General features: G+C 67.8%; 10 protein-coding genes and 1 pseudogene. 4 read left to right on the top strand and 7 right to left on the bottom strand.

The features are described from left to right. Positions 1 to 2: 2 nt before the first annotated feature. From LIP_RS06780 to LIP_RS20455, 4 genes and pseudogenes are all read left to right on the top strand, one after another. Positions 3 to 803, top strand: coding sequence for a hypothetical protein (locus LIP_RS06780; RefSeq protein WP_068136008.1), 801 nt, complete (start codon positions 3 to 5; stop codon positions 801 to 803). Then, entirely contained in the window at positions 787 to 3,627 is a 2,841-nt protein-coding gene (locus LIP_RS06775) for a CHAT domain-containing protein (protein ID WP_068136004.1), read from the top strand. Before LIP_RS06780 ends, LIP_RS06775 begins: the two co-directional genes overlap by 17 nt. Positions 3,628 to 3,669: 42 nt before the next feature. After that, on the top strand, positions 3,670 to 5,166 hold the full coding sequence (locus LIP_RS06770) for a S8/S53 family peptidase (RefSeq protein WP_068136000.1): 1,497 nt from the start codon (positions 3,670 to 3,672) through the stop codon (positions 5,164 to 5,166). 165 nt (positions 5,167 to 5,331) lie between these two features. Then, positions 5,332 to 5,490: pseudogene (locus tag LIP_RS20455) on the top strand (SCO family protein); the annotation flags it as partial. A 228-nt stretch (positions 5,491 to 5,718) separates the two neighbouring features. Here LIP_RS20455 and cas2e read toward each other — a convergent pair. The 7 genes from cas2e to casA all read right to left on the bottom strand — a co-directional run bounded on the left by cas2e (position 5,719) and on the right by casA (position 12,131). Then, entirely contained in the window at positions 5,719 to 5,988 is a 270-nt protein-coding gene (gene cas2e, locus LIP_RS06765) for a type I-E CRISPR-associated endoribonuclease Cas2e (RefSeq protein ID WP_198409760.1), read from the bottom strand. A 2-nt stretch (positions 5,989 to 5,990) separates the two neighbouring features. Further along, on the bottom strand, positions 5,991 to 6,944 hold the full coding sequence (cas1e, locus tag LIP_RS06760) for a type I-E CRISPR-associated endonuclease Cas1e (RefSeq protein ID WP_068135994.1): 954 nt from the start codon (positions 6,942 to 6,944) through the stop codon (positions 5,991 to 5,993). Between the two features lie 386 nt (positions 6,945 to 7,330). After that, positions 7,331 to 8,068 carry a type I-E CRISPR-associated protein Cas6/Cse3/CasE gene (gene cas6e, locus LIP_RS17720; protein WP_158509583.1) on the bottom strand — a complete coding sequence of 246 codons (738 nt, stop codon included), beginning with the start codon at positions 8,066 to 8,068 and terminating at the stop codon, positions 7,331 to 7,333. After that, complete coding sequence (gene cas5e / locus LIP_RS17715) at positions 8,050 to 8,805, bottom strand: type I-E CRISPR-associated protein Cas5/CasD (RefSeq protein ID WP_082725976.1); 756 nt, start codon at positions 8,803 to 8,805, stop codon at positions 8,050 to 8,052. The genes cas6e and cas5e overlap by 19 nt, the downstream gene beginning before the upstream one ends. 3 nt (positions 8,806 to 8,808) lie before the next feature. After that, positions 8,809 to 9,972, bottom strand: a complete 1,164-nt coding sequence (gene cas7e / locus LIP_RS06755; protein ID WP_082725975.1) for a type I-E CRISPR-associated protein Cas7/Cse4/CasC — start codon at positions 9,970 to 9,972, stop codon at positions 8,809 to 8,811. After that, positions 9,962 to 10,579, bottom strand: a complete 618-nt coding sequence (casB, locus tag LIP_RS17710; RefSeq protein ID WP_082725974.1) for a type I-E CRISPR-associated protein Cse2/CasB — start codon at positions 10,577 to 10,579, stop codon at positions 9,962 to 9,964. The genes cas7e and casB overlap by 11 nt, the downstream gene beginning before the upstream one ends. Beyond that, complete coding sequence (gene casA, locus LIP_RS06750) at positions 10,557 to 12,131, bottom strand: type I-E CRISPR-associated protein Cse1/CasA (protein WP_068135986.1); 1,575 nt, start codon at positions 12,129 to 12,131, stop codon at positions 10,557 to 10,559. Before casA ends, casB begins: the two co-directional genes overlap by 23 nt. Between the last annotated feature and the right edge of the window lie 67 nt (positions 12,132 to 12,198).

Below are 12,198 nucleotides of genomic sequence, written 5' to 3'. Positions count from 1 at the left end.
GCGTGAACCACGAGGGCCGCGGCACGCGGCGTCCTGAACCGAGCGGCGCAGAGCTCTTGGCTCTCGAGGCGGTCCTCGCCGCATCCCTTCGTTCCGACTGCCCGTCCCCGCAGACCCTGGGCGAGCACCGCCTGGGACTCTCGACAGGGCCGGAGCAGGCCCGCATCGCGCGCCACCTTTCCACGTGCCCCCACTGCCGGGAGGAGCTCGAGCTGCTGGAACGGTTCCTGGAGCGTTCCGACGAGACCCCCGAGCCGCCGGCGGCGGATCTCAGCTCGTCTCGGGCCCCCGGAGCGCCCGGCTCCTTCAAAGAACGGCTCTTCCAGTGGACGGACGCCCTTGCCTCCCTGCTGGGCCCCCAGACGGCGGGGCGCGCAGGCATCTCCGGCCCTGCGATGCCTGTTCCGGCGGGCGTGCGAGGGGCTCCGGGACGGCGGATGGCGCCGGGTGGCGCCTCCCCGTCGCACGAAGGCGGCGCGGCCCTGGGTCTCACCTTCGCTTCGGACGAGGCGATGGTGGCCCTGCAGGCCAGGCCCGCCCCACATGGCCGTTTCGACCTTCTGGTGCTGGTGGCGCCCGTCGAGGGAAGCCCCGGCGATCTCCCCGTCTGGCTGCGGCACGAGGGGGACATCGTGGCCTCGGCTCGCACGGACCCCGCAGGGAACGCCGTTTTGGCCGGGCTGGCCGCGGGCGCCTACGACCTGGCGGTGCAGCACGCTGCAGCCCGCATCTGGGTGAAGGGCATCCGGTTGGGGCCTAGCACGGACTCCGCGAGGGGCGACGCCGATGCTCCCACACCGTGACTCCATAGGTCCCGACGAAGCGGCCGCCCTGGAGGAAGAGGTGAAGCGCCTGCTCCGCACGGACCTGTCCCGCGCCCTGGAGCGCTCCGAGGCCTTCCTGGCGCGGGCGGCGGAGCCGGGCGAGGCGCGTGCCCGGGCGCTGAGGGCTCGGGGAAACACGCTGCGGGCCGCCGGTCGCCCCGAGGAGGCCCTCTCCATGCTGGACCAGGCCCTGTCGGAGTTCGAGCGGGCGGGAGACCGCGTGGGGTGGGCGTCCACCCAGACGGCCCGCATCCCCGCGCTCTGCCAGGTGGGCCGCCATGCCGAGGCTCTGGAGGCCGGCCAGGCGGGGCTCGAGGTCCTCCAGGCCCTGGGCCGCCACGCCAATGCCTCCCGCCTGCTCAGCAACATGGCCGGCATCCACTACTACCTGGGTCGGCCCGCCAAGGCGCTCACCTGCTACGACCGGTCTGCGGAGCTCGCCCGGCTGGCCCCGCCGGACCCCGCCGCCGACGCCCGCCGCAACCACAGCCGGGCCGTGGTGCTGCAGCAGCTCGGCCGGTTCGCCGAGTCCCTGGAGGCCGCCCGGCAGGCCGGCGCCTTCTTCGCCTCCGAAGGGCTCCACGTCTCCACCGCCCGCAGCCTCATGGTGCAGGGCGCGGCCCTGCTGCAGCTGGGCCGCTACGGCGAGAGCCTGGTGGCTCTGGGGCGGTCCCGCGCGATCTTCGCCGAGCACTCGATGCCGCGGGACGTGCTGGTCTGCGAGCTCTTCCTCTCCGCCTGCTACCTGGAGCTGGGCCGCCTGGAGGAGACCGCGGCGCGGGCGGAAAGCGCCGCCCGGCTGGTCTCCCAGGACCAAGCGCCCTTTGAGGTGGCCTGTGCGCACACCTACCGGGGGGTCGCGCTTGGCCGGCTCGGCGAGGTGGAGGCGGCCCGAGCCGCCTTGCGGGAGGCTGGTCGCTGGTTTGCAGAGCACGGCTACGCGTCCTGGGCCGCGTACACGGATCTGGAGCAGGCCGAGCTGGCCTTGCGGGCCGGGGCGTGGGCCGAGGCTGAGGCGTCTGCGGCCAGCGCCGGGCGTGTCTTTGCCCAGACCAAGATGGCCGCGTCGGCGGCCCAGGCGGACCTGGCCAGGGCTGAGGCGCTCTTGGGCCGCGCCGGGAGCGTTCCGGACGTGCACGTCGAGGAAGAGGTGCGACCTCTGCTGCTTCGAGCCGGGCGCGTCGCCCGGCGGGAGAGCTTGCCCGGCCTCACCTTCCGGCTCGCCCATCAGAGGGGTCGCCTCGCGCTCCTCCAGGGGGATGGAGCCGGCGCCGCCCGGCATCTCACCCGGGCCATCGGTCTGGCCGAGCGCCTGCGGGTGACCCTCCAACCAGCGTTCCGCGCCACCTTCCTCGATGGCCGGGCCAGCGCCTATCAGGACCTGGTGGAGGCGCGTTGGGGCAGCGGGCGGCCCCGCGACGCCCACCGCTTGGTGGACCGCATCAAGGCCCGCACCCTGGTGGACCTCCTGGTCGCCCCCGACACGGACGGTCCCGCCGAGGACCCCCGGGAGACCCGCTTGCTCGGCGACCTGGCCGAGGCACAACGGGCGTACCGCAGCCTGAGCGCCCCGGCCTTGCCCCTGCCCGACGCCGAGCAGAAGGACATGGGCCTGCGCGCCGCGCCCGCCTCCCTGGCCACGGCCGACCGGCGCCGGGAGCTGGAGAGCCGCATCGTCGCCCTCTCCGACGAGCTCGAGCTCCTCCGGGCCGCGCGGCACCCGGCCGCGGGCATCTCGCACGCCCCCGGCGGGCCGCTCCGCCTGGCCCGGGGCGAGGGCGTCCTGGAGTACTTCGTCACCCGGAGCCGGATCCTCGGCTTCCTCTCGGACCGGCGGGGGCTCCGCCTCGCGCTGGATCTGGGCTCCGCCGAGCCCGTGCACCGAAACCTGTCGCTCTTCTACTTGAACGCCGAGGCGACCGCCCAGGCCGTGCAGCAGCTCGGCCCGGCCCTGAGCCGGCCCGGCTCGGCCTCTCTGGCCGCCCTGGGCGCCAACGCCCGGGCCCTGCTCGCACGCCTTCACGACCACCTCTACCGGCCCTTCGGCGATACCCTGGCCAGCCTCGAGCGGGTGCTGGTGGTACCGCACGGCTTCCTCCACACCGTCCCCTTCGCCGCGCTCTTCGACGGTGAAGTCCACGCGGTGGAACACCAGGAGACGGTTCTGGCCCCCTCGGTCGCCCTGTGGCGGCACGTGACCGAGGCCGAGCGGGATGCGGCCCACCGGTCGCCGCCGGCCCGCAACGCTCTGGTGCTCGCCCACTCGCCCGGAGGGCTGCTCCCCGGGGTCGATGCCGAGGCGGAGGAGGTGGCCGGTCTGCTGGGCACCCGGCCTCTCACGGGCGACAGGGCCGTCTCCGGTGCCCTCGCAGACCCTGGCGCCCGGCTGTTGCACGTGGCGGCCCACGGCGAGTTTCGCATGGAGAGCCCCCGCTTCTCCGCCCTCCACCTGGCCGACGGCCCCTTCACCGCCCGCGATGCGGCGCAGCTTCGGCTGCACGCCTCCCTGGCGGTGCTGAGCAGCTGCCAGTCGGGGGCGGGGCACGTGACCCAGGCGGACGAGCTGGCAGGTCTGGCGGCGGGCTTCCTCATGGGCGGCTGCCGCTCCCTGGTGGTGAGCCGCTGGCGGATCAGCGACGCGGCCACCGTGCCCTTCATGCGCGCCTTCTACGCCGCGCTCCTGGACGGCGCGACCAAGGCGGGCGCGCTGCGCTCGGCCCAGAACCAGATGTTGCGCTCGCGGTGGAGCCACCCCTTCTTCTGGGCTGCTTTCGGCCTGGTGGGGGCGGCCGGCCCCCTCTGACCCCGCGGACGTGCGTGGACGATCTCACGGGAGGCGAAGACGATGATGCGAGGCATCCACGGCATTGCGAACCTGCGGCCCCGGCGCCCCCGATACGTGCCCGGCGAGGTACTCATCCTCGGCCTAGAGGCCGACGTGCAGCAGCTGCTCCAACGAGCCCCCGCGGCGGGCACGCGCCTGGATCTCCTGGACCGGCTGGCCCTTCCTGCGTCCCGATCCTTCCGCAGGCGGCCACCTGTCTCGGGCGACCCCTGGGCGGGGGTACCTCCCGCGCCGGGTACAGCCAGCGTGGACGTGGTGCGCCTGCGCCTTCCGGCCCTGGCCGCAGGGGAGGGCAGCGAGCGCAGCCCCGTCCTGGGCCCAGCGGCCACCGGCGCCCTGGAAGAGGCGGCCGACGGCCTGAGGGCGCTGGCGGCCGACGCCGGCCTCGCCGTGCACGTGGAACCCCACTGCATCGTCGGAGATCCCCTGGAGTGGGAAACCGACACGCTGGCTCGCCGGGTGATGCACGTGGGCGAGGACCCCGCTGGGGGGGAGCGCCTCTTCCTGAGCCAGCCCGCCTTTCGCATGATCGGCCTGACCGACGAGACGGGCCGGCGCCTGCTCCCGCCCGAAGAAGACGGGGCCCAGGTGATGGTGGCCGTGCTGGACACGGCCCCCGCCCGCCGCGTGAGCCCGACCCCCTTCCCTCCCGCCTGGCTTACCATCCACCCGGGCGCACCCACTCCGGGCCTGGTGACACCCTCCTGGACAGAGTTCCGGGACCTCTCCGATCACGGCCTCATCTGTGCCTCTTTGGTTCACGCCGTGGCCCCGGCCGCGGAGATCCACCTCTACCGGGTGCTGAACGATGCAGGCGAGGGCGACCTCTTCGGCCTCCTGCGGGCTGTGGCCGATTTCGCCACCCGTAGCCGGGGCCGGTTCGCGGTGATGAACCTCAGCCTGGGAAGCACCTGCCCCGCCTCGGGGACCGACGGCGTCCTCGCGCAAGCGCTCATGGCCTTCGCCGAGCAGGGCGGCGTCACGTGTGCCGCGGCCGGGAACACCGCGGCCGTGGCGGCCAAGGCGTCGGCCATCCCCGCCGCCCAGCCGCCCGCGTCGCTTCCGTACACCATCGCCGTCGCGGCCGCCACCCGCGCGGGCCAACGGGCAAGCTACTCGCACCGGGGCGACATCGCCGCCCCCGGCGGCGAGGCCCTGGGCGTACCCGGCCCCGGAGACACCGACGACCTCATCGGCATGGCCGCCTCGCACCCCGAGGCCGCCTTCTCGGGCTACGTGGCCATGGACGCGGGAACCTCCTTCTCCACGCCCCTGGTGGCCGGCGCCTCGGCCCTCATGCTCCAGGCGATCTCCCACTGGCCGGCCGGCGTCACCCTGGAGCGGGGCATCGACCGGGTGGTCCTCGACCTCTTGGCTCGCTCCGCCACCCCGCCACCCGACGGCCTGCCCAACGGCGACCCCCTGGCCACCGACGGCCTGGGTGCGGGCATCCTCCACCTGGGCCAGGCGCTGGAGCTGAGCAAGGTTTACCGGTAGGGGCCAGGTTGCGGATGCACGACAAGCGGGGAGCTGCGAGCAGGGCAAGCCCGATCCCTCACACCCGAGGGTGGCTGGGCGCCCCGCTCGTCTCCCCATCCACCGGTGCCGATCCCCTCTCACCCAGGCCACCCTTGAGCATCTTCCACAGGGCTCCGCCGGTACCTGGCCTACTTCGACCCGAGCTTCGTCGGCCTCACCGGCACGCCCGCAGATCTCGCTCAGGTGCGCGAGGCCTACGGCGTCTACGCCGAGCGGGTCGCCGACGCCACCGCCCCGGACGGGTACTGGATGAACCACAGGGCCGCGCTCTTCCTCATTGACCCCGCAGCACGGCTGCGGCTGAGCTATGCGTTCGGGGTGGGCCCGGGGATGTGGTGGAGGATGTGCGGCGGCTACTCGATCAATAACTCGATCCTCGCTGCCCGTGGACTCTCCAAACCGGTGCAGAGTTCAGCAGCAACGTGCCCGGGGGCGGGCCGACGCGGGCGCCGAACACACCCGTCACGGCGCGTCAACGCACATGCGCGGCGACGCTTGGCACGGGCCCGGTCACTCTGGCACTCTCATCAAGAGGAGCCCTTCGAAATCCTCAACCACTTTGCTGGTGCGCCCCTCCATACGAATCGCGAAGCCTTGCTCGTTCGCCGCCCGATGCACCAGGACGCATCCGCCGTCAGCCGCCTCGTTGCAGACCTTCTCCCAGAGAAGATCCCGAACCATGGCCGACAGAGTGCCGACGAATACTCCTGGCTTGAGCTCGAGCAGCCAGCGGGTGATCTCGCCACGGAGGCCTGGGGAGACGCTCTCCAGAATGAGCACCGTCACGAGGCCTCATTCCCTTCCACGGCGAAGTTCGTGCCTCCGACAACGCTTCCGGCGTCGGGGTCCCAAAGTCCTCCGGGAAGAGCTGCATCTGAATCAAACGCACCCGTCGACGTGGCCCCCGGTGGTAGCGGGACGTTGAGGATGGACTGAATATCGGGCACGATCCTGGCCAAGAGCTGCCCCTCCGTGAACGCGTCTCGACATGTCCGCCGTACCCGGCTTTCCAGCTTCTCCGTCCCTTTTGCGGTTTCCGTGAACGCCACGGGAATCGAGAACTCGGTCTTGTAGAGGTCGGCCACGTCGTAGACGAACGACAACATCTTTCCCGTGTGGACGAATCCCAGAGCTGGCGAGAAGCCTGCAGATACGATGGCCGCGTGGCAGATCCCGTACAAGCAGCTGTTAGCCGCCGATAGCGCCCGGTTGATGGGGTCGGAACGGCCCCAAGAACTCCGATCGTAAGATCTGCCCTCCCAGGGTACGCCACTCACCCGACTTGCGCGGGCGTAAGCCTCCCGAACTCGGACGCCCTCCTTGCCTCGAATCTGTCGGAGCGTCATCCGAGGCTCGATCGGTTCACCGAAACGAAACTCGTACATGCGAATGACTACCTTCAGGTGCAGTTGCGGATCGGCCCACAAGGCTGCCTGCTTGAGGAGGTTCGCCGCACTCCTGGTCTCCCCCATACCTTGAGCGTAAAACCTTACGCCCTGCTCGCCAGACCAGGCCACGAGACACCCGTTGTCCGCCAGGGACGAAATGGCCGCGTGTGTTATCGAGGTACCCGGTCCCAGCATCAGGAGGCTTAGGCTGGCACACGGCACGGGCACCCGACCTCGAGCGTCGTGCAGCATGATCGCTCGAGCGTCCCGGTCGATCTTGCAGTGCTCGACGTAGAGGTAGCTCCACGCGTCGCGTACTTTCGGCAGCATGTGGAGGTCCTTCAGCATTCCATGTCACCCCCCGTCAGAGAACCTGGGCAACCACCGGTCAGGTCAGAGCGTGCTACGACCTGACACCTCCCGCCCCCTCTATTTGTCGGCGCTGTCCGATAACTCTCGAGAGCCCCCCACCTACCTCGTCAGACTGCTTCCCGCCTCCACACCTGAGCGAGAGACCCCTCCAACAGCGCAGCGGATCCATCGCAGACGGTTCACCCCCACACGCGTGGGGAACGCAGCCTACCAACGTGAACGGTCACAGCCATACACGGTTCACCCCCACACGCGTGGGGACTAATGAAAGCTCCGGCGAGCTGAGGGAAGAACAGCCTGCCTCCAGCACGCCGGATCGGATCCCACCTAACGCATGCGCTTGTCTACTGGCGAAAGGCTTGTCATCCAGTCCTGCGGACATCGACGTCGACATGCACGGCAGCCGGAGCCACCGAAAGCAGTCCGCATCCGTAGGCCTTCGCAGGCCCGATCCCTCTCACCAAGGCCTCGAGGAATCGTTCTCGGTTGGTCACCTGCAGGCGCCCTTCATACATCACAGCGTCGATGGTCAGCACACCCCGGCCATGGTGCCCAGTGATGCGTGCAACCTGCCTGCCGGCATCTAGCGTGCGAACATCGGCGACACCCGGATCGAACCGCACGGTCAGGAGCCTGAAGCCAGCCTCGTCAGCTTTGCGGTGGAGCCATTCTTGCAGAGCCTCGTCTCCGCGCAGAACGACTCGTCTCCCGTTACGCTTGCTGCCATCCGCCGCGCTTTTCGTGTCGATCTTCTTCGTCGGATTGGCTCGCAACCGAAATCGGAGCACCTGCCCGGTTTGGATGGAAGCGTACAACTCGCTGACTTGCTTTACGCTAGGGTTCCCCCCCATTCGCGCTAGGTAGTCGCGCTCGAGACCGGACCAGTCCGGCGCAGTGGTTGACTGTACCAGGAGTTGCAGACGCGGGGCCAGGGGCGGTGACTCCAGCCGATACAGCATGCCGAAGCGTTGACGCGCCTCCGCGTGAGCTTCGATGGCTGGGAAACCACGCATGAGAGTGCGGTGTAGGCCCTGAACGTCAGCGAGATCTCGGCGAACGGCTCGGTTCCGAGGGTTCAGGATCAAGCGGGAAAGGTACACAGCGGGTCCCTCCTTATCTGATCCGCCGACAAATCCATCCACATCGTAACCACACGGCGTGGTGCGAACCGTCGCTCCGCAAAGGACAGGGGCACGTCGAAGCGCTGATCAGCGTTGTCTCGTTCATCGGGGACGGCATCAAGGACAGCCTTGACGCGCACGCCCGACCGGTGCGCGTTCTCCTCTTCCAGCGTTCGTGCCAGCCACGGATATGTAGCCAGTGCCTGCGGTAGTGGCCCTTCGCGCCAGCCGTCGGGGAGATGAGCTGGCCGGCTTGGGACGCACGCCTTGCGTCCCAAGAAGATCGGCCACACGGGCTCGCGCAGCGCCGACTCGACCTGGCTCAAGAGTCCCGGGTCGCCCTCCAAGCCCACCAGGAAACTTGCATCGGCCAAGTAGTAGCGTTGCGAGGTGACCGTGTCGGACCCACTCGCGTCGGCGCGGATGACGCCCTGCCCCTTGGCCGTGGAACGACTCCCGCCGGCTGTGTGAAAGTCTCTTTGGAGACGGCCGGCGCGGTCAACCCGTACACCCAATCGGAGAGCCGTCAACGAAGCCAACGATGGCCATTGGTGGACGTACTCTGGATGTTCCTCCCGTGGTTTGCCCAACGCCGCGCAGATGAGCCCGATGACGCCGGACTTGGACGGTTCCAAGCCCGTCTCGCGAGTGGAGAACCGGCTTCCTGTACCCCATGACTGGAGGGGACCCTCCAAGCGGAAGAGCAAGGTTGCCATCGATCACGTCCCCCTGTTGAAGGCCGCGTTCACCGTGTTGCTGACCAGATCGTCCAAGGTTCCAGCACGTCTCGGCGCGGGATCCGGCCACCCGAGTTCGTCCAGCGTGAGTGCGTGCTCTGCGGCAATGGTGTCGGTTCCGTAGGCGGCCTTCAACCGCGACGCATAGTCGATGAGTGCCGAGATCGATCGCGCGATCAGGTCTTCGTCGACTCGAGGACGGACGGGCTGGACGAACGCGTTCGCGAGGTTCCAGGGCCACCGGCTGGTCTTCCGGACCACGGTGTATACCAGCGAAGGAGGGTTGTGCGCCGCCATGGAGTTCTGCTTCCCCGTCGGCACCGCTTGCGCAGCAGCGACGAGGAAGGCTCTGAGCCCGCGTTTCGCCAGCTCTTCATCACCGTCGAGGTTGCTAATGAGCTGGTCCACGTCCACGTTGGCGTAGCGGTAGTAGCACGCTGAGTTGAACTCAATGGTACCCATCATGTCCGCACCTTGTGTATCCTCGGGGCGCAGGTCATCCACGGCCGTATAGAAGTCGAACTCCGTGTTGACGCGATGGGTGGAGATGCAATGCGCCACCTGGCAGGCAGCGTCGACGTTGCGGTCCGGGAGGTCGGCGATCATCCGGCCGAATAGAGCGAGATCGACTGCCTTACCCCCGTTCAGGGCACCGACAATGTGCTGACGCACGGCATCAACAGCTGCCTTGGCCGCCTTCTTGGCTTCGCGACGGTTGGCCGCCTCCGAGCTCCGCTCACCGACCTGTAGCAACGCGTCCCAATGCTGGTCACATACGCCGGCGAGGGCGTCCACCTCCCGATCACCCAGGAACAGGAGGTACTCGGTCTTGTCGTCGCTATCCGTGCTGGCCGGAATCCCATTCACGACGGTGACGGCCACTTGATGCGCCTCCTCAGGGCCACGGCCTCGGGCAGCAAGGCGCCGGGACAGCTCCTCCACCAAGCGCTTGGTTCGCACCGACAGCTCCGCGTCACCCAGGAGTCCTGCTTCCTTGAAGTAGGTTCGGATGGCCCTTTTCACCGATTGGCTGGAAATGCGGGCTCGCCGGTAGCCACCGAACTCGCAATCCTTTGGGGCATTGGTATCGTCGCGGTTGAGATTGGAAGGGGCGAAATTCTGAACGATGTGAAGCTCAACCAGCATCTCTCTCATCCTCCTCCACGGCTCCCTGCCGTTCGGTGTCCTGGGGTGCCGAGCCCCAGAAGCCATACGCCCAACGTCGTTGAACTTCGCGGGATGACCATTCCCAGGATCGCAGATCCGCTAGCAACTGCACCCAGTTCACAGGGACCTCGTGTGTCTTGAGAAGCCCGATCGCGTGACGAAGATGCTCGGTGAGGTCTGTTTGGGACGCATTGAGCATCGCGACCAGGCGCCGTTCGAGTCCTGCAGGTACCTCTCCATGAAACTCTCGCTGCGTCCGTGCCAGCCTGACGAACGATGCCCCCAGGTTGGTCGGTGATTGCGGCGTATCGTCTTCGTGCCAGCCGACGGGGTGCCAGGCCATCAGGGCTGCAATGGAGTAGAAGTTCTCCACCTGCCACGGTGCGGCCTGCGGCCCCAGCCACGGTTCCACGTACGAATACGTCTCTGGTACTGACCCTGGAGGCTTCCCTAGGGCACGGCGAAGGGTAGCTCGGGTCGAACGTTGTTCCGGTGTTGGTTCTCGATGTGCTCCGTCCGACCGTACCCCGAGCCGTTCCTCGAGGAACCGGACGAAGTTGATCTCACGCTGGCTGGGCCGATTCATATCCCACTCGCTCCTTCCATTCAGACACTTCGCTGTTCAGCCACAACCGGAATGCTCTCTCTGCACGGACGATCGCCTTGAGCTCGCGTGCGGAGGTGCCGAGGCTTCGAACAAGCCGCCCGAACGAGTCGATCGACGCGATCCGAACCGCATCGGCCCACTCTTGGAGAGCTGGGACGCGGTCAACGGTCAATCCCACCATGAACCTGCCGAAGGTCCCTCCCAGCGCAGCCCAGTAGTCCGGGGTCGGATCCATGTGCTCTGCCAAGCTGTGAATCGCTTTGGGATCCGCCCTGCGTCCGTCCTGCAAGTCTGACTCAGGCGTGAGGAGCAGGGAAGCTAGATGCTGGACCGCCCTTCGTTCGATGGAGCCTGCCCTCTCGGCGAGACCCAGGCCGTCAGCGAGATCATGCACCTGTTGAGCATCATCTAGGAGATCGAGCGGAAGAGGGAGCTCTTCCTGCGCCCAAAGGACGACCGACGCGGCCTTCCCGGGCTGCGTAGCCATACCGTACACTCCGAACCGGTAAACCGACCGCAACTCGACAGTGCTTCCCCGGGCCTGTTGGCGAACCACACTCAACCATCGGAAGCTTCTGGGAGGTGTTGTGCTCTGGTCCTGCGGCCCCATCCGCGTCGCTTCGGGCAGGTGAAAGAGCGCATCCGCGTTCCGCCAGACGGCCCGTCCCGGCACCAACGACAGCGGTACCATGCCCCGCTCCTTGTCTGACCGGTAGACCTTGAATGGGTCCGACTCGTCCCCACGGAGTTTCAGGTTCTGCTGGATCTGGCACCCGATCACGTAAGGCGGATCACCATCTGCGATCAGGTGGATACGCCGACTCTGCCACGTAAGATAGTCCAGGTATCCTCGAGGCAACGTGCCGTCTCGATCAGGTTCGCGCGGTGCGTCGTCTTCCCAGGCCGGAAGGTCTCTGCTCGTAGGAGTGTAGTTCTGCAGGTTGAGCATGAGTGTTTCGAACAGGGTCTCGCCGTGAATCAGCACTGTGAAGCCTCGCACGAGAGGAGCATCAGAGAAGTAAAAGGGCGAGCTCTTGCCGAACCCTATGGCGTAGCTCTGCTGGGCCAGGAGGTAGCATGCCGCATCCGCCGCGCGCAGAGGCACGCGGCGACGCTCGTGATGGTGGTCGAACAAGGTCGCGTTGTTGCCGCTGGCCGCCTCCAGCATGAGATGCTCGGGAGGATGGGTCACCGCATCGGGCATCTGTGGGACCTGATAGAAAGGATGCACCGGGTCGAAGAGATCAAACCGGTCTCTCCAGTGATCCAGATAGTCCTGTAGGGCAGCCCCATCCCACTGACCCTGTCGCCACAACTCGACCCATTCGCCTGGGTCACGTGGACCGAAGATGCGGTGGAGCACGGCTAGCATCAGGCGATGAAGCGCCACGGTCGCCAAGGGCGAGGCGTGTCGCACGCTCGACAGAAGGTGGGCGTCTACGAGCGCCTCTCGTAATCCGACCTCGCGTGCTGCGCCCTGTTGATCTACTGCGGGGATCCACGGTTCATCAATCAGGTTGAACGTGGCCACTGGATCACCTCCTGATCCTCAGCATAGGAAGAATCTTCCTTGGTGTCAAGTGTATTGCTGTAGCTAC

The sequence above is a fragment of the Limnochorda pilosa genome, assembly GCF_001544015.1.
Taxonomy (GTDB): domain Bacteria; phylum Bacillota; class Limnochordia; order Limnochordales; family Limnochordaceae; genus Limnochorda; species Limnochorda pilosa.
The sequence above is the reverse complement of the archived record's forward strand: the minus strand, read 5'-3'. Positions and strand labels throughout refer to the sequence as shown.